The 18,117-nt window shown below is 47.4% G+C and carries 13 protein-coding genes; 5 read left to right on the top strand and 8 right to left on the bottom strand.

The window, feature by feature from the left end:
• The first annotated feature begins 74 nt into the window (after nt 1-74).
• A complete protein-coding gene (locus AB3R30_RS17310) occupies nt 75-1,664 on the top strand; it encodes an ABC transporter ATP-binding protein (RefSeq protein ID WP_458650460.1) in 1,590 nt (529 codons plus the stop codon).
• A 114-nt stretch (nt 1,665-1,778) separates the two neighbouring features.
• Complete coding sequence (locus tag AB3R30_RS17305; protein WP_458650459.1) at nt 1,779-2,471, top strand: cysteine hydrolase family protein; 693 nt, start codon at nt 1,779-1,781, stop codon at nt 2,469-2,471.
• Between the two features lie 68 nt (nt 2,472-2,539).
• Here the strand turns inward: AB3R30_RS17305 and AB3R30_RS17300 are convergent, their stop codons facing one another.
• A complete protein-coding gene (locus AB3R30_RS17300; protein ID WP_458650458.1) occupies nt 2,540-3,268 on the bottom strand; it encodes a hypothetical protein in 729 nt (242 codons plus the stop codon).
• Between the two features lie 75 nt (nt 3,269-3,343).
• Here AB3R30_RS17300 and AB3R30_RS17295 point away from each other — a divergent pair, with 75 nt between their 5' ends.
• The 3 genes from AB3R30_RS17295 to AB3R30_RS17285 all read left to right on the top strand — a co-directional run bounded on the left by AB3R30_RS17295 (nt 3,344) and on the right by AB3R30_RS17285 (nt 7,081).
• On the top strand, nt 3,344-3,553 hold the full coding sequence (locus AB3R30_RS17295) for a hypothetical protein (protein WP_458650457.1): 210 nt from the start codon (nt 3,344-3,346) through the stop codon (nt 3,551-3,553).
• Between the two features lie 2 nt (nt 3,554-3,555).
• Nucleotides 3,556-5,691, top strand: a complete 2,136-nt coding sequence (gene ppk1 / locus AB3R30_RS17290; RefSeq protein WP_458650456.1) for a polyphosphate kinase 1 — start codon at nt 3,556-3,558, stop codon at nt 5,689-5,691.
• A 358-nt stretch (nt 5,692-6,049) separates the two neighbouring features.
• Nucleotides 6,050-7,081: a sigma-70 family RNA polymerase sigma factor gene (locus AB3R30_RS17285; RefSeq protein ID WP_458650455.1), complete on the top strand. Its 1,032-nt coding sequence runs from the start codon at nt 6,050-6,052 to the stop codon at nt 7,079-7,081.
• A gap of 256 nt (nt 7,082-7,337) precedes the next feature.
• Here the strand turns inward: AB3R30_RS17285 and AB3R30_RS17280 are convergent, their stop codons facing one another.
• From AB3R30_RS17280 to AB3R30_RS17250, 7 genes are all read right to left on the bottom strand, one after another.
• Nucleotides 7,338-8,912 carry a DEAD/DEAH box helicase gene (locus AB3R30_RS17280; protein ID WP_458650454.1) on the bottom strand — a complete coding sequence of 525 codons (1,575 nt, stop codon included), beginning with the start codon at nt 8,910-8,912 and terminating at the stop codon, nt 7,338-7,340.
• A 10-nt stretch (nt 8,913-8,922) separates the two neighbouring features.
• On the bottom strand, nt 8,923-9,723 hold the full coding sequence (locus tag AB3R30_RS17275; protein WP_458650453.1) for a Uma2 family endonuclease: 801 nt from the start codon (nt 9,721-9,723) through the stop codon (nt 8,923-8,925).
• A 103-nt stretch (nt 9,724-9,826) separates the two neighbouring features.
• On the bottom strand, nt 9,827-12,343 hold the full coding sequence (locus AB3R30_RS17270; protein ID WP_458650452.1) for a hypothetical protein: 2,517 nt from the start codon (nt 12,341-12,343) through the stop codon (nt 9,827-9,829).
• 266 nt (nt 12,344-12,609) lie between these two features.
• Complete coding sequence (locus tag AB3R30_RS17265) at nt 12,610-13,800, bottom strand: LL-diaminopimelate aminotransferase (RefSeq protein WP_458650451.1); 1,191 nt, start codon at nt 13,798-13,800, stop codon at nt 12,610-12,612.
• Nucleotides 13,801-13,836: 36 nt separating this feature from the next.
• Nucleotides 13,837-14,172, bottom strand: coding sequence for a thioredoxin family protein (locus AB3R30_RS17260; protein ID WP_458650450.1), 336 nt, complete (start codon nt 14,170-14,172; stop codon nt 13,837-13,839).
• A 247-nt stretch (nt 14,173-14,419) separates the two neighbouring features.
• The gene (locus AB3R30_RS17255; RefSeq protein ID WP_458650449.1) at nt 14,420-17,059 is read right to left on the bottom strand and encodes a PAS domain-containing sensor histidine kinase; all 2,640 of its coding nucleotides are present in this window, start codon (nt 17,057-17,059) and stop codon (nt 14,420-14,422) included.
• Between the two features lie 77 nt (nt 17,060-17,136).
• A complete protein-coding gene (locus tag AB3R30_RS17250) occupies nt 17,137-17,970 on the bottom strand; it encodes an alpha/beta fold hydrolase (protein ID WP_458650448.1) in 834 nt (277 codons plus the stop codon).
• Nucleotides 17,971-18,117 lie beyond the last annotated feature (147 nt).

Here is an 18,117-nt window from a genome sequence, read left to right as displayed (position 1 = left end):
AAACGCTTCCTACAGGCATTGCGATCGCCCAAGTTGAACTCTAGAGATGTACGAAAAGCAATCGGAGATTTAAGATGGCAGAAGTTGCGAACCCAATTGATCAAACCCCAGTTGATCAAGTTGATCAGGCTATACCTCCCACTGTGATTCATGCCGCCGCCCCTCCAGATTTAGAAGTGGTCAATATGACCAAACGATTTGGCAGTCTCGTTGCTTTGGATAATGTGTCCCTGCATCTTAAACCTGCCACGTTTCATGCCCTGCTCGGCGAGAATGGCGCGGGAAAAAGCACCCTGGTGAAATGCATCATGGGCTTTTATCGTCCGACTTCTGGCGATGTGCTAATTGATCAACATTCCCGCGAAATTGACAGTCCTCGCGATGCTCAACGGTATAGCATTGGCATGGTCTATCAGCATTTCACCTCTGTCCCTGCCATGACGGTCGCCGAAAATTTGGTCTTGTCGCGGCTTGAAAGTCCTAGCGTGATCAATTGGAAACAGGAGATGGAGCATCTCACTGCTTTTATGGAAAATTCGCCGTTTAAAGTTCCTTTAGAGATCCCGGTGGGGCAATTAGCAGCAGGGCAAAAGCAAAAATTAGAGATTCTGAAACAGCTTTATCTAAAAAGCAGAATTTTGATTTTGGATGAGCCAACCTCTGTATTAACCCCCAGCGAAGCGGATGAAGTGTTGGGGTTGATTCGAGAACAGGTCACCGATCGCAAGTTGAGTGTGCTGATTATTAGCCACAAGTTCCGGGAAGTAACGGCATTCTGCGATGAAATTACGGTGCTGCGAAAAGGGAAATTTGCAGGCACGGGCTTGGTCAAAGATCTGGCTGTCTCGGATATGGCTGAGATGATGATGGGTGAAAAGCGTGAGCCGACTCCTGTTAACAAAACGGCTCAGGGTGAAAGGTTGCCTGTTTTGCAAGTGCAGGAAATGCGCGCTAACAAAGATAATGGCGTGGAAGCGGTTCAGGGGTTGAGCTTGACGGTGAATGGCGGTGAAATTGTGGGGATTGCTGGAATTTCGGGCAACGGGCAGCGGGAATTTGTGGAGGTGTTGGCGGGGCAGCGCCCTGCAACCGGAGGACAAATTTTAGTGAAGGGTGAAGCGTATGGGATGACGCGCTCTGAAATGTATAAACACCGGGTGTTTCTGTTGCCAGAAGAACCGCTGAAAAATGCCTGTGTTGCTCATATGAGTGTGGCGGAAAATTTGGCGTTACGCACGTTTGATCGCGCTCCGCAAGCAATGGGCATTTTGGTTCTGTTCAAAGCAATTCGAGAAATGGCAACGGACTTAATTACCTCATTCAAAATTAAAACGCCTTCTCCTGAAACGCCCGTGGGAAATTTATCGGGTGGCAACGTGCAGCGAACGGTTCTAGCGCGGGAGCTATCCGCCGATCATATTAATTTGCTGATTGCGGCAAACCCCTGTTTTGGGTTGGATTTCGCCATGGTAGACACGATCCATACGCAAATTTTGGCAGCCCGAAATCGCGGTGTGGCGGTGCTATTGGTCAGTGAAGATCTGGATGAACTGCTGAAATTGAGCGATCGCATCTTGGTGATTAGCGAAGGAAACTTTACCTACGATAGCCCGATTGAGCAGGCAGACTTTCAGGCGATCGGTCAAGCAATGGCGGGACATTAGGTTAGTTTTGAATGTTGAGTTTTGAGTTTTGAGTTTAGTCTCAAGCAATTGCTCAGGTACAAAACTGAATCTTCTAATTGAGAATTCAAAACTTAAAATTGAGAATTTGACTCTATGACTTCGATCTCCGCCCTTCCCTACGACTACGAGCTACCCGAATCAGGCAACGTGGCACTGATTGTGATTGATATGCAGCGCGATTTCCTGGAGCCAGGAGGCTTTGGCGATGCGTTGGGCAATGATGTTAGCCTGCTACAGGCGATCGTGCCCACCCTCAAATCGCTGATCGAAGGGTTTCGCTCAATGGGATTGCCCGTCATCCACACGATCGAGTGCCATCAGCCCGATCTATCCGACTGTCCTCCTGCCAAACTTAAGCGTGGCAAGGGAGATCTGACGATTGGCAGTGAAGGCGGCATGGGGCGAATTTTGGTAAAGGGCGAACCGGGCAATGGGATTATTGCCGACCTTGCACCTTTGCCAGGAGAAGTTGTAATTCATAAGCCGGGTAAGGGTGCATTTTATGCTACGTATCTTGACTCGATTCTGAAAGAGCAAGGAATCACTCACTTGTTGATCACCGGAGTGACTACGGAAGTATGTGTGCAAACCACCATGCGAGAAGCTAACGATCGCGGCTACGAATGCCTCATGGTGGAAGACTGCACCGAAAGTTATTTTCCCGAATTTAAGCAAGCGACTCTTGAAATGGTGAGAGCGCAAGGCGGCATTGTCGGTTGGACTGCGATCGCGGCGGACGTACTCCAAGGCTTGGAACAATGGCAACCCGCCAAAGCTTTGGTTTAGTATTTGGTTTAGTACGTTTCGGCTTTGCTAACACACTAACGCGATCGCTGATTCTCATTCGTTCTTTGTCATTCGTCATTCGCCATTCTCATAAACCCTTTTCCGGTATAACTCCAAGCGATGCCATCGGGGTCAAGTGCTTGGCTCCACTCACCAAAGTTTGTTCGCTCTTTGTAGCGGCTGATTGTACTACTGCTCACTCCCAAGCGATAGGCGAGTTGCCTACCAGAAAGGGATTGAGTCTCCGCTTCATCCATCCATTCCAGGTAAGCATCCCAAAAAACCAGCAAAAGCGCCATCGCTACCATGGCAACGATTTCGGGTCGCTGTAAAACAGCTTGCAAAGTACTCTGATCTTCCTGTGCTGTGCTGCCCATTTGGGTTTTTAGCTCAGTCAATGATCGGGTTGCCAATACGTTTGAGCCTTCAATGGACAGACTAGATTGAGCGATCGCTGAATCTGGCAGAGTGTTTATCAAAGAAAAAGCAGAAGCCTCTTGACTAGGCATTTCGAGCGTCTGCGCCCACAAAATAGCGCGATCGCCCTGATGACGAGCCTTAATTTCAACCGTTGAAATTTCCTCCATTGCTAATTCGTTAATCACTTCATAGACTAAGCGCACTGTAGCCTCCTGCTCAACGCTGGAAGCCGTTTCAATGAACACGGATAGGTAATCACCTAAACGGATGACGCTAGCGGTAGCGTCGTACTGCTGAGACAGGGTGTAACTGAGGAGAGCGGAGATCGCGGCAGGATCACCTTGCTTTGCCAGTTCCAACGGGTTTGCAGAATCCATAATCAGTCACGTGTAAACTGTGGAGATGGGCATTACCGGGAATTATAGGAGGGTTATCAGTCCATGGATAGTCAAATGGATAGTGAAACACTAGCTCGTTACATTGAAGCGACCGATGGCATCTCTAAACCGTGGCTACTCGCCCAACTACGCCTCAAAAAACTCCAAGAAAACCGAGAGGATTTATCGACGGAAGACTACGAAACTGCACTGAAGGATATTCATGCAGACCTGATGAATTTGGGAGAATGGTGGATTGGGCAAGAAGATGAGGTGTTTGGTTAATCATGCCTAGACGCAAAATTTCGACAGCGACTGAGCCAGATTTGAGCGATCCACAATATTATTTCAGTCGTGAACTCAGTTGGCTAGAGTTTAATAACCGCGTACTAAATGAAGCCTTTGATCCACGCACTCCATTGTTAGAACGGCTGAAGTTCTTGGCGATTTTTAGCTCTAACCTAGATGAATATTTTATGGTGCGAGTCGCGGCTCTGAAGCAACAAGTCGAGGCGCAAGTTACTAAGCGATCGCCCGACGGACGGACTGCCCAAGAACAACTTGCCCTGATTCGGCAGCGCTTATATCCAATGGCATCTCAAGCGCATCTCCATTTTGATCAGGCACTCCGCCCTCCCCTTTCTTCCCACGGCGTTTACCTGCTCGATTACATCGATCTCAACCAAGAGCAGCGCACCTACTTTCAGCATTACTTTGATGAGCAAATCTTTCCAGTCCTCACGCCGCTAGCGATCGACCCTAGCCATCCGTTTCCCTATATTTCCAATCTCAGCCTCAATCTTGCTGTTGTCATGAAAGATGGGGAAAACGGTAAAGAATTGTTTGCACGGGTCAAAGTGCCCAAAAGCCTGCCTCGATTTCTGCCGCTGCCCGAAACCCTACGCCATCAGCAAAAAGAGGTTACTGCGATTTGGACGGGCGTACCTTTGGAGCAAGTAATCGCCCATAATTTGGCGGCGCTGTTTCCAGGAATGGATATTCAGGAATATCACCCTTTTCGGGTCACTCGTGATAGCGATCTGATGTTGGCAGAAGATGAGGCAGATGATCTACTGTTGGCGATCGAGCAAGAATTGCACAAGCGGCGGCTGGGCGGTTCTATCGTCCGATTAGAAATCCATACTTCCATGCCTGAAATGTTGCGAACCATGCTGATGGAAGAGATGGATTTAACCCCCGCAGATGTTTATGAAGCAAGCGGGATTCTCTGTCTGCGAGATTTGATGACATTTTTAGAAATTCCACTGCCCGATCTAAAAGATCCACCCTGCCATTCTGCCGTGCCCCAACCCTTGCGCGACCTTGGCAAAAACAAGTTAGATGGAGCCGAGCCAGAAGATAATCTGTTTGCCATGATTCGTAAGCAAGATCTGATGGTGCATCATCCCTATCATTCCTTTTCGCGCACCGTCCAACGATTTATTACTGAAGCTGCCGAAGATCCAGATGTGCTGGCAATTAAAATGACCTTGTACCGCACCTCTGGGGATTCGCCGATTGTGGAGGCGTTAATCACGGCAGCGGAAAACGGCAAGCAAGTGGCGGCATTGGTGGAAATCAAAGCCCGATTTGATGAGGAAAATAATATTAATTGGGCGCGTAAGCTAGAAAGCGCCGGGGTTCATGTGATTTATGGGTTGGCAGGACTCAAAACCCATACCAAGGTGGTGCTGGTCGTCCGGCGAGAGGAGGGACGCATTCGCCGCTATGTTCATGTGGGCACCGGAAATTACAACCCCAAAACCTCGCGCATCTACACAGATATGGGGCTATTAAGCTGTCGTGAGGAACTGGGGGCTGATTTAAGCAATTTATTTAACTACTTGACGGGCTATTCCCGCCATCACACTTACCAAAAATTGCTGGTGGCACCGTCAGGATTACGCAAGCGGATGACGGAATTGATTCACCGAGAAGCCGCGATCGCCCGTCAAGGTCATCATGCCCGCATCGTTGCCAAGATGAATGCGCTGGTTGATCCACAAATTATCGTTGCGTTATATCAAGCATCTCAAGCGGGAGTGCAAATTGATTTGATTGTGCGGGGGATGTGTTGCTTGCGTCCTGGAGTGCCAGGAGTGAGTGAAAATATTCGCGTGATCAGCATTGTGGGGCGTTTTTTAGAACACTCACGCATCTTTTATTTTCATAATCAAGGGCAGGAAGAGATCTTTATTGGCAGTGCAGATTGGATGACTCGCAACCTGGATCGCCGGGTGGAAGCCGTTGTGCCGATTGAAGACCCCGCGATCGCCAAAGACCTACAAGAGATTTTGGGCATCATGCTAGCAGACAATCGCCAAGCATGGGATTTGCACCCCGACGGACGATATATTCAGCGTCGCCCCGGCAAAGATAGCCCCGAACAAAACGCTCAAAAAAATTTGATGGAAATTACGTAATCATTTTCGCCATCCTCGTGTAGGATAAAGCCTTAGTTTGGATTGATAAAAAGAGTGACGTTAAATCAGTTGCTCAAAAGTGGATTTGAATCTTTTTTACAAGTATTCTTCTACTTCACAATTCTCACTATTTCGCCGCTCAAAACTTTTGATGAGTTAGTTTTTATATCGACTCATTCATCGCTGCTCAAAATCCTGTTTAAGGAAACGAGCAGTTTTTGCGAAACATCTTGAATGCCCCAATATTTAATACAAAAATTAAGACTTTTTTTGGAAGAAAGGGGTGCATTTGCCAAGATTTTTGGTAGAGTTGGAGGCAATTTTACGCAACTTTTTCCTAAAGCTTATGTGAGTGTGTATGAGTGCCGAATCGCCTTCTAAAATTAGCCAAGTTGATGCTGAAGTAAGTTCTCTTGAGCAAGAATTTGATGTCGATCTCTCTGTTGAAATTGATATTGACTTGGATGAACTGAACAGTTTAGAGAAATTTGAAACGGTTGAATTTGCTCCGAGTAAACCCCCCGTTAAAATTAGTAAAGCAGAGCGTTTAGGGCTGACAGATGATTCAGTGGGGCTATTTCTACGTGAGATGGCGCGCTATCCGTTGCTAACTCAAACTCAAGAAATTGAGTTGGCGCGGGAGATTGCCAAAGGCGGTTCTCAAGCAGAACGCGCTAAACGCAAATTGGTTCGTTCAAACCTACGATTAGTTGTTTCGATCGCCAAGAAATACCTGAACCGTGGTGTTCCTTTTTTGGATTTAATTCAAGAAGGTGCCATGGGTTTAATGCGGGCGGCTGAAAAGTTTGACTATGAGCGGGGCTATAAGTTTTCAACTTATGCGTATTGGTGGATTCGCCAGGGAATTACTCGCGCGATCGCCTCCCAATCTCGAACGGTTCGTTTACCTGTTCATATGGTCGAAAAGCTGAACCAAGTTCGTAAAGCTCGTCAATTGCTTTCTCAAAAGTATGGACGCAAGCCAACAAAGCAAGAAATTGCTGAAGAGTTAGGCATTGATGAAGATAAGTTAGATCATGTTTTAGATGTGAGTCAGGGTACTCTTTCTCTTCATGCCTGGGTGGGCAGAGAAGAAGATACCGAATTGATGCAATTGATCGAAGATTCGGATAATGTTGCACCCAATGATTGTTTAGATCACAAACTGCTGTGCGATCGCCTCGATTCTGTTTTAGAACATTTGAGCGAACGTGAACAAGAAATTATCAGATTGCGGTTTGGTTTAACCGATGGACAACATTACACCCTTTCTGAAATTGGTGAGCGATATCAACTTTCAAGAGAGCGAGTTCGCCAGATCCAAGCAAAAGCCATGCGGAAGCTGCGTCACCCTAGACGGCAGGCGCTTTTGAAGGATTGGATGCGTTAAGCAGAAAGACACTCACATCGCAAGCTTCTGAGCGATCAGGAGATAGAAGCTAAGAGCCAGGACGTAGGCAATTTGCTCCTGGCTTTTTTATGTTGATCTAAGATGTCGATATCGCAATCTTACGGGCTTCCATGGATAACGAGTTTGATAAATAGATTCACTGTGCCTGATCTCGAAGGCTTGTCTTAGAGCGGGGGTACAGGTCAGTAATGCGATCGCGCTGCCGACAATTATCTAGCTTTTCATAGGTAAACTCCTATGTCTGATCACTTTTGGGTTGCTTTGCGATAGGTTTTTCCTCTGACTTTGTTTTTTGATTGCTGTCTGCTAAATCATTCCACTCGCTGCCTGCTTCGGCTACCCGCAACTCAGCCGCGATCGGCACGGCATACGGGGTTGGCACGAGTTCTAACTGACGTTGAGCCGCTGCGGGGTAAGCCTCCGTTTTAGCAGCTTGGGCGGCAGTTTGCCCATGGCGACGACGAGACACATTTTCCTCGCTGGTATCTTCTGCCACTACTTCGTACAGTAGCGCTAACTTGTTGGGATCATTTCCTTTCCGCAGCACCCGTCCTAGCCGCTGGATATGTTCACGGGTGGAGCCTGTGCCCGACAAAACGATCGCGATGCTAGCATCGGGCACGTCTACTCCTTCGTTGAGTACGCGAGAGGCAACTAAGCAGCGATAATCGCCCTGTTTGAACCGAGTTAGAATTTCGTGACGCTCTTTCACGCCGGTTTGGTGGGTAATGGCGGGAATCAAAAATTCTTGGGAAATTCGATAAACGGTGGCGTTGTCGTCGGTGAAAATTAAGGTGCGTTGTGGATAATGAGTAGCGAGGAGATCGGCGAGGACGCGGAGTTTGCCATCGGTGCCGAAGGCGATCGCCTTTGCCTCACGGTGTGCCAGCATTGCTTTCCGTCCGGGTTTCGAGCGGGCGCTTGCTTGCACAAATCGCTGCCATCCCTGGGTACTGCTGAGGTAAATATTGGCTTCTTGTAAAAAAGCGTTGCGGGTCTGCATCAGGCGATCATACCGTTCCCGTTCTTGCCGGGATAGATGCACCTTAATCTGAACGGCTTTATGTTTTGCAAGTGCGGTGCCCGAAAGTTCTTCGGCAGTGCGACGATAGAGTTCTGCACCAATCAGGGTTTGCAAATCAGCGTGTTTGCCGTCGGTGCGCTCTGGGGTAGCAGTTAAGCCAAGGCGATAGGGCGCGATCGCATATTCAGCAATAACGCGGTTAAAGTCACTGGGTAAATGATGGCACTCATCAAACACCAATAGTGCATACTGATTGCCTAACGTTTCGGCGTTAATGGCGGCGCTGTCATACGTGGAGACTAAAATGGGGGTGCGATCGCGCGAACCGCCACCCAACAATCCAATGTTGGCATCGGGAAAGGCGGCAACCAAGTGAGCGTACCACTGGTGCATTAAATCTAGGGTTGGCACTAAAATCAACGTGCTGCGCTGAGTTGCTTGCATTGCCAGTTGCGCCAGGTAAGTTTTTCCGGCAGCAGTGGGCAACACGACCACGCCCATTCGTCCCGCTTGCTTCCATGCGTCTAGCGCTTCTTGCTGATGTGGATAAGGCTCCATTTCCAAACTGGGCACCAGTTCCACTTCTTGAAAGCCTTTAGCATTGTCGATTAGATCAATATCTGCGGCGCGTAGACCCAAGACTAAGCTGCGATATTGGCTTGCCGGAACCCGAAAGCGCTCGATGCGATCGTCCCAAGTGGCATACTCTAGCCATTCCTTGCCCTGTGGTGGCGGATGCAAAATCAGGGTGCCGCGATCGTAGGATAAGGTCGGTTTCCGCGCCAATGATTATCCTCTATAAATTAGGATCAATACCCAGCGATCGCAACTGGTCTGTCAATTGTGCTGCCCTGGCTTCTGCTGCCTCTGCACGTTGAGATTCTGCCTCTGCACGTTGGCGTTCTTGGGTTGCCCGTTCTGCGCCTGTGGGAATCACCGCTCCCGTTGCATCATGCCAGCGGAGCCAGCGATTCCCAGGGGGATCGTTGCACGAACCGCGCTTGCCCTCAAAGACTCCATCCCACACTATTAGCCCTAACCCTATTTCTTCAAACCATGATTCAGTCAAGGCTTGATAGCGATTTGCTCGATTTTCAAACAGATATAGGTCAGGGCTGCCCAGTTGATGCAAGGGATCAAACACGGCATAGTAGCCGACTCCCATACGGGCATACTCTTGCAATTTTCGACCTAATTCGTTTCCTTCCCGGTTGGAAACAAGTTCAATCACAATATCGGGTGGTTTGCCAAATTCCCAAACGAAATACGTACGATTTTTCTTTTGAGTCCAATCTTGCGCCACTTCCACATCCAGGCTGACGAAAATATCAGGTACTAGAGGGGGCTGTTTGATGGCATAAAACACTCCCACATTCGCAGCGGCTAAAAAAAGGCGATTCTGCAAAGCAGATCCCTCACGGGAATCGCCCAACACACCCTCATTGCTATACAGTGCCTCGGTAAGTAAGCGCTGCTGTTTCTCAGAAATTAAATTGTCAACAGGGATATCGTCCTCAATCACCAAATCGTCAATATCTGGTGAGAGACCAAGTTCATCGGCTGAGAGATCAGCTTCGGTTTTTAAGCCTTGGGACATCGGTACTGGTTCCCGTCACTCTAACGCTATAGTAACGGGTTTCAGCGTATTTAGCACAGGACAATTCTTGGCAGCTTAGAACTGGCAGATTAGGACTGGCAGATTAGAAATTGAAATCTTCAATCGGCAGTTCTGGAAAGTCGGGAGGAATGACTTCGCAATCGAGACTAATCTTCTGGCTTTCGCGCTGGGTTTGCACTTCCACCGCGATCGCTTCTAAACGAATTGCCAAAGTGCCAAAGGGAACGGTCAGTTGAGTGACGGCTTCCAGTTCATCGTGCCCGTTGGGGAAGAAATCTACCATCCAGCGAGGACCATCCAAGAGCGATCGCGTTTGGCGATCATTTACCCACAGCTTGATATAGATCTTGGGCAAAAGATTGGGCAGTTTTAGCCGCACATTCATCGGTCTGCCTGCCACAATTTCATCGGTCAAAATCTCAATCATTGGCACTGGAATCGCTTCATCTTCCGACATTACCAACGGGTTCACAAAGGGTAGCTCCAATGCTTCGCCCCGCTTCGCACGAGAGAGCGATCGCCGCATCCACTCTTGCCACATTGGATCATCATCTACAACGACTTCATGAGTAACCCACTCTTCGGTTGGAGATTGAGGCAGTATTTCTTCAGTCTCGGCTTGTGTTACAGCAGCGATTTCGGGCGCAACACTTTCCTTTAAAGCGATTAACAGTTCTTCATCGGCTGCCAACATGGTGAGTCGATCTAGAAAGCGATCTTGTAATCGCAATGCCTGAAACGCAGACTTGATCGGCGATGGTCGCTCTTCACGGGGCGGGGCTACTAAGGCGGCATCCGTAGACACTTGTTCTATTAAAGCCAGAATTTCAGAATCAACCTGTTCATCTCGCTGTTTTTCAGTCAGTTCACTAGCCGCGATCGCTTCTGTAGCCAGCATTTCAACTTCTTCCACACGCTGCTCTTCGCCTGCTGCACTCTCATCTGGGTTACTCAACTTCTCGCCGATCGCTGCTGGGGCGATCGGCTCTTGAACGGCTGTAGCACTGGCAGTTGTTCGAGTGGTGACAATAAACGTAGGCAAGTCGAGCGGACGTTTATTGTCGGTGGAGTTTGTTTGAGGTTGACTCAATTGAGGAGGTAGCCCTGATCCTCTGGATTTTGCAGGGTTGGCAGAGATGATTGGGGTCTTTTCTTGCAGGGAATCAAGGTTTTGATCAACCACCAAGGTTGTTGAGGTCAAGTCTAAAAATGAGAGATCCAGAACAGGCTTGGTTTTAGAGCGATGTAGCCGTTCGCTAAACTCAACTGCTAAATCAGACAAATCACTGTCTTCTGGCTCTTGATCTAGCGCTTTTCTCACCCGCTGAAATTCTGCCATTAGTTCGTCGGGGTTGACGGTCACTGTCACCGTCGCAGTTTGTAGAGCAACGAGTTCAACTCCCTTTGCAGTGGCTCCCCATACTTCTACTTCCCCAATCAAAAGATGGGTTGTTGAATTGGGGGGTAGCTCTACTGTGAAATTGAAAGAGTGGGGCAGCGACTCATTGGAAAAAGCCTGACGATCGCTAATCACGATGTCTGATGTTTGGGGATTGCGAAAAGTCAGCCGCAGTTCTTGCGCGATCCATTGAGTTGAGGGCGCGATCGCTACATCTACATCAATAGATTCATCTACATCTACATCCACATCTACAGATTTATCAGTCTGCTCATTGAATTGATTCAGATTATCATCTATTAGTAAGGCGATCTCTGGCGCTTTCCAGCTATCCTGTAGCGCCAAACGACCCGCCACAGTCACACTTTTCCCGACGCTGGCTTGGAGGGATTCTTGCTCCAAAATAATCTGTACCGCTCTAGCATCCACTTCAGAAAAAGTCGTTGGCTGCTGTAGTTTCAAATTCTGCTCAACTTCCATCTCCTCCAGCAGAGGTTCACTGATAGCGGAGGTTGGCTCAAAATGAGTGGCACTTGAAACAGCCCCAAACTCTCGAAACACTTCCTCAATCAATTGATGGGAAAGTTGCTCGGTCATGGTCACTAACCGATCCATGGATAGCCCCAACGCATGAGCAATTTCCACATTTAAGGCGGCGATTTCTGGCGTAGTGGCAACCGCTGAAGTCAATAACTCGCTGTTCTCAGTTTCAGGCTGCTCAATTTTGGGCTGTTCAACTTCGCCTTTAACCCCAGGAGATCGCAGTTCTGGCGCTGAAGTAAAGTCACTTTGTTCACTGACCGTATCGTCTGAATCGTCTCCATACCAGTCTTCATCCGGTTCGGCAACGGTCGCAAACACCTGTAAACGAACCGAATGATGCAGCGTGTCGCCCATTAAATCGGATAGGGGGTCAGGAGAAAAACAGGAAAATTCCCAAATACCAGGATTGAAGTAGGTATAGGGCACCACAACAATTAGTCCATTAGCATTGGTGCGACTAGAGCGCTTTTGGAATCGACGTTTGGGCGGATCTTCAGCGATCGCTAAGTGGCAGATACGAATTTGCACTTCTGTATCTGATTGAGCAAATCGCGCCACAATCCGATAGCGCCCTTCTAAAATTTCAACATCGGGAGAGTCCAGCGGCAGCCAGGAGCGATCGCCATCTTTTTGTACGAGAAACTTCCACTCTTCCATATCTACCTCTACGGACTGCGCCGCTGGATTAACGACTCAAAAACTACATCTAGCGTTCTATGAATGAAAAGTACCGCCATTGAACGCCTAGCATACTAGATGTGGTTAAAAAGTAGATATTTTTTACAAAAATTTATAGATGGTGCATTTTAGCTTGACCAGTGTAGGTCAGCGATCGCGATCTGGCGAACATCAAAACATCTTGTTACATTTCAGCGATTTGGGCTGAGACGACGATAACAGCGTCATAAACTCTGTTGCGTCTACTAGCTTGCATTTAAGAACTGCTGAATACGGGCGATCGCCGTTTCTAAAACCAATGACTCATGCACCAACGCCAGCCGCACATAGCCTTCACCTGATTTTCCGAAACCTGCACCGGGCGAGACGGCAACCCCAGTCGCTTCAACTAGTTGGGTTGCAAAACGAATGGAGTCATGCGCCCAAGGTTCAGGAAGTTTTGCCCAAAGATATAGAGTGGCGGCAGGGGTGGGCACGTTCCAACCAATCTGATGTAGGGCAGCGACAGCCGCATCTCGGCGCTGGCGAAAGGTTTCAATGACGGTTTGAATCGGAGCTTGGGAGCCAGTCAAAGCGGCGATCGCCCCGTTCAAAATGCCGCGATATTGGTTAAAGTCGATCGCTGCTTTCACCTGCCGCAACCCTCGAATCAAGTCTGCATTGCCGATCGCGTATCCGACTCGAAAACCGCCCATGTTGTATGACTTAGACAGGGTAAAAAATTCAATGGAAACGGTTTTGTTGGGGTCGGCTTGCAGGATGGAGGGGGCGAGTGACGAGGGACTATTTGAGTTGTCCGTAAAGACCAGATCGACGTAGGGAAAATCGTGGATGAGGACGAGATTGTGCTGCTGGCAGAAAGCAACGGCTGTTTGAAAAAAATCTAGGGGGGCGATCGCGGTGGTGGGATTATGAGGATAGCTCAACACCATCATTTTTGCTTGCGCTAAGACAGTCGCCGGAACGTCTTCCAGGGCAGGTAAAAAGTGATTCTCTGCCAGCAGCGGCATCGGATAAACTTGTCCACTAGCGAGGTAAACGCCGCCTGCATGGGAAGGATAGCCTGGATCTTGTAGGAGCGCAAAGTCGCCAGGGTTGAGAATTGCTAGGGGTAAATGGGCAGTGCCTTCCTGGGAGCCAATCAGTTGCAGCACTTCAGTTTCAGGATCAACAGGGATGCCAAACTTTTGGGTATACCATTGGGCAGCGGCATGGCGAAAAGCTTGGGTGCCCGAAAACAGCAGATAGCCGTGAGTGCTAGGGTCGGGCAGGGAATCGGCGATCGCCCTCAGCACAGGCTCAGGAGTGGGCAGATCCGATGAGCCGAGGGACAAATCGATCAGTTCCCGCCCTGCGACTCGCGCTTTCGCTTTTGCCTGATCCATATCGGCAAATACATTGAGTTGGAGTGGCGCTAACCGCTGGGCAAACTGCATGATTAGGGTTTATTAGGATTCTATACAGGTCGGAATTCAGGATGAAGCTGGCATGTTGTCAGTCAAAAATGCTTCTACCTGCTTTTTGGGAATCGCTCCCTCAACGGCTGCAACGACTTCACCTGCCTGGAATAAACGAAAAGCAGGAACTCCGTCTACTTTATAGGCTTTAACAGATGCTGGATTGGGATCAACTTCCATTTTGATCACCTTCAGACGATCGCCATAATCTGCGGCGATCGCTTCCATCATCGGAGCCATCAGCCGACAAGGACCACACCAAGCTGCCCAAAAATAAACCAAGACGGGCTGTTTGGCTTGCAGCACTTCCCCCGAAAATTCAGCATCCGTAATTATCGTGACGCTACTCATAACCCTATGCCCAAATAACATTAAAAACAAAGCCCTTGTATTTTGACTTGTTTTGAACCTCAAAGGCAAACACAGTCAACATAGAAGACTGGAAAAGAAATCTATCGACAATCTGGCGCAAAGAATCCATAGTGCCTTAAACGACTGAATTTGATATAGAAGTAGTTGGGTGGATCGCCCCAATCACAAGCTCATGAATCGTAGGTTTAGCGATCGCAAAAATTAGTACGCTCTGCTGAAACTCTCCTCAAGTAGCGCCTTGAGCAATCGGAATCTCAATCCGAAATTCTGCCCCTTGTCCAAGTGTAGACACACAGTTCAGTGAGCCACCATGTTTTTCAGTCACAATCTGATAGCTAATTGAAAGCCCCATCCCTGTTCCTTTGCCCACTTCTTTAGTCGTGAAGAATGGATCAAACAATCGCTGTTGAACGCTATCAGGAATTCCAGTGCCATTATCGCTAATGGAAATAACTATACAGTCAGAGGAGATCCTCTCGGTGTGGATGGTAATACAAGGTGAGGTAGAAGAGTATTGAGTTTCACTATTGAGGTCAGAACTTTTTGATATAGAGTTTGAAAGTGAAAATTGAGAACTCTCTTCTAATGCATCGATCGCGTTGCTGAGGATATTCATGAACACCTGATTTAACTGTCCGGCGTAACACTCCACTAGGGGCAAATCACCGTAGTTTTTAATAATTGCGACCGCAGAGCGTCCTTGCGTTCCCTTCAGGCGACTTTGCAAAATCATCAACGTGCTATCAATGCCCTCGTGGATATCGACTGCTTTCACTTCTGCTTCATCCATCCGAGAAAAGGTTCGCAATGAAGCGACAATGGCTTGAATCCGCTCTGATCCCACTTTCATAGAATTGAGCAACTTGGGCAAATCCTCTAGCAAAAAATCTAGCTCAATTGTCTTAATCTTGGCTTGAATTGCAGCAGTGGGAGTTGAATATTCTTGTTGATATAACTCCAGTAGATCGAGCAATTCGCTCACATACTCATCGGCATAGGTCAGGTTGCCATAGATAAAGTTGACTGGATTATTGATTTCGTGGGCAACACCGGCAACCAGTTGCCCCAAGCTCGACATTTTCTCGCTTTGCACTAGTTGAGATTGGGTACGCTGTAGTTCCTTTAAAGTGTCGGTTAGTTCTTGTGCCTGTTGCCTCAAACAGGTTTCAGATGCTTGAAGTTGAAGTTCGGCTTGTTTGCGATCGCTAATATCAATCCCGATCCCCCAGCCAGCCCAACCCGGAACCGGAAACTGCCCTGATAGATTTGACCAAAGAATGGTCTTAATGGTGCTATCTTTACACCAAATATTCCATTCCCAATTACGAAAATTGTTACCCAACCGCGTCCAGGTTTGAATCATTTGTTCTCGATACACTGGGTCAACATAGAGCAATTCCATCGCATCAGGATTACCAATAATTTCATCAGCACTGTATCCGGTAACCCGCTCACACTCACTGTTCCAAGTAATAATACTGCCATTCTCATCAAAGGCATCCATCATCACGGGCATATTTTGCAAAATTCCTCTGAGAGTATCTTCGTTTTCTCGCAAGGCGGCTTCTGTTCTTTTTTGCTCAGTGATGTCAATGGATACTCCTAGCAATCCGGTAATGCGATCGCCATCCCAAATAGGAGCCAAGATCGTAGAGCAAAACCAGTCATCATCACCGCGCCGATGGCAATTTTCTTTACGCAGAATCTTACCAGACAAAACGCCACGATTTTCTTCTAGCCAACTATCAATCACCCCTAGGGGCAAGTCTAGATCTTGCGGTTGCTTGCCAATCAAATCGCCCCAATGTTCAAGCGCAGTGGGGTTTTGGATGATGTAGCGATGATTAACATCCATTGTCCATACCCCAATTGGTAAATTATCCATCAAAGCTCTAAGGCGGACTTCACTTTCTCTCAAAGCAGCAGTCCGTTCTTCTATCCGAGACTCTAACACTTCGTTCAAATCTTCTAAAGCGTATTCTGCGTGCTTACGAAGCGTAATATCTCGAATGGTTCCAACCAAAAATTGATGATGGTTTTGATCGGTAAAAGAAGATTTTTTAGTAGAAATGGTAAGAATTCTGCCATCTTTATCTGTGAAAGACTCTTCATTTTCATCGGTCTCACCGTTAGTAAAAACCCATTCATCTCTCTGCCAAAGTATATCGGCTTCTACATTTGAAAAAAAGTCGTAGTCAGATTTGTTGAGTAATTCGGCGCGATCGCAATCCAAAAATCGGCAAAACGAATCATTGACCAATACCCAGCGATGATCCCGATCTTTGACAAAAATGGGATCATCCACTCCATTTAAAACATGCTTCAAAAAATCCTTTGAATCTCTTAATTGAGCGTCGGCTTCTTGAGTAATGTGATCGGGTGTTGCCGAAATAGTTGCTTTCGAGTGCTGTGGTTTTAGTTCAGCTTGTTTCTGAGCAGTAATATCTTCAATAGCGCAGACGACCCCGATCGCGCTACCGTGATCATCGTGTAATGGCAATTTTTGAATGCTAATCCAATTCGGACGATCGCCAGCATCTGTTAGATCGACGATATGGTGTTCAGGCTGCTTAGTATCTAGAACAATGCGATCGCGATCGCTCAATAGCTGCGGTTGCATGTCGTCTGATAATTCCACCGCTGACTTACCTAAAACTTCGTCTGGATGAGTTAAACCCGCCGCCTCAGAAAAGGCTTGATTACATCCTAAAAATTGATCATTCTGATCTTTCCAATAAATGGCTTGGGGAAGCGCATTGATCACCCGGTTCAACCACATTAAAGTAACTGACTCTGACGCTGAACAGACGGCATCATCATCAAAACCCATCAACTTGGAAGATCGGTAATTGGGTAAGGAGTGCATAGGCTCATGTTTTCAGTGAGGAAAGTAGGTAGAAATGCGCGTAATTTTCCACTAGTATTCCCTAACATAAAAACAAGTTAACGATTGTTCAATTGATTCAATTTTGTTTTAACTTCCGTATGGAGAAAGCTTTCTGAAGCTAGAAAATTATGCTCTTTTATAATGTTCAGTAGATTCATATCTGCCTCTAACAAACAGGTATGTCCGCTATAAGGGAGGACAACCAATCGAGAATTTTGCAGATTTTGAATTAACCATTCTAGTTCAGTCAGCGAGGGTAAAAGACTATCCCGGACGCTACCTAACAGCAAAAATGGTTGAGTTAATTTTTGTAATTCTGCTGCAGAAACTTCAAACTGGCTTAGCAACGATATCCGCCATGCTGATGTCGATTTAGGCACAGATTTCATTGCCTCAAGCAGTGCTTGGCGATCGTCCCGGCTAATTCGCTCTAACCGCGACAGCAAAGGCAGCAACCCTACGGTAGACATTCGATAAATAGGCTCTGGCAGAATTCCTGCTATCTGGGCACCGAGTTTCATCCATAGCCGATGTTTGAAGGATGAAGCTGGATTAATCAATATCACGCGCTGAAATAGTTCGGGCGATCGCAATACCACTTTCATTGCTAAACAACCGCCAAACGATTCGCCACATAAGTACACGGTGCGATCAGGAGCTTTTTTTAATTCTTGCTGCACTAATGCCACCACTTGCTCACTGAGTCCTTCCCAAGTCGTTAAATCGGTGGGCGGAATTGCCAAGCAACGAACGTCAAAATAGGCTTCTAATCCCTCTGTCTGGGTTCTCAAAAGTTGCCCAGTGCCATCCATTCCGGGCAAAAATATAAACAGTGGATAGTTAGGTTGCAATAATCGGGGCGTTAAAAAACAAGGATCACTTTTGATCATGAGGTCAAATGGCGAAAGGCGAATTTAAACTTAAAACTCAAAACATCTCCTAGGTCAACGCTATGCGAACAGAACTCAAAACTCAAAACTCAAAACTCAAAACTCAAAACTCAAAACTCAAAACTCAAAACTCAAAACTCAAAACTC

The organism is Sivoneniella epilithica UHCC 1019 (genome assembly GCF_040830845.1).
Lineage (GTDB): Bacteria > Cyanobacteriota > Cyanobacteriia > Leptolyngbyales > Leptolyngbyaceae > ULC077BIN1.
This window is presented reverse-complemented; position numbering and strand designations above follow the sequence as displayed.

Coding starts and splice junctions, on each gene's coding strand:
- AB3R30_RS17250 (WP_458650448.1), bottom strand. CDS start 17,970: ATGATCAAAAGTGATCCTTGTTTTTTAACGCCCCGATTATTGCAACCT.
- AB3R30_RS17300 (WP_458650458.1), bottom strand. CDS start 3,268: ATGGATTCTGCAAACCCGTTGGAACTGGCAAAGCAAGGTGATCCTGCC.
- AB3R30_RS17255 (WP_458650449.1), bottom strand. CDS start 17,059: ATGCACTCCTTACCCAATTACCGATCTTCCAAGTTGATGGGTTTTGAT.
- AB3R30_RS17305 (WP_458650459.1), top strand. CDS start 1,779: ATGACTTCGATCTCCGCCCTTCCCTACGACTACGAGCTACCCGAATCA.
- AB3R30_RS17285 (WP_458650455.1), top strand. CDS start 6,050: ATGAGTGCCGAATCGCCTTCTAAAATTAGCCAAGTTGATGCTGAAGTA.
- AB3R30_RS17260 (WP_458650450.1), bottom strand. CDS start 14,172: ATGAGTAGCGTCACGATAATTACGGATGCTGAATTTTCGGGGGAAGTG.
- ppk1 (WP_458650456.1), top strand. CDS start 3,556: ATGCCTAGACGCAAAATTTCGACAGCGACTGAGCCAGATTTGAGCGAT.
- AB3R30_RS17295 (WP_458650457.1), top strand. CDS start 3,344: ATGGATAGTGAAACACTAGCTCGTTACATTGAAGCGACCGATGGCATC.
- AB3R30_RS17275 (WP_458650453.1), bottom strand. CDS start 9,723: ATGTCCCAAGGCTTAAAAACCGAAGCTGATCTCTCAGCCGATGAACTT.
- AB3R30_RS17265 (WP_458650451.1), bottom strand. CDS start 13,800: ATGCAGTTTGCCCAGCGGTTAGCGCCACTCCAACTCAATGTATTTGCC.
- AB3R30_RS17310 (WP_458650460.1), top strand. CDS start 75: ATGGCAGAAGTTGCGAACCCAATTGATCAAACCCCAGTTGATCAAGTT.
- AB3R30_RS17270 (WP_458650452.1), bottom strand. CDS start 12,343: ATGGAAGAGTGGAAGTTTCTCGTACAAAAAGATGGCGATCGCTCCTGG.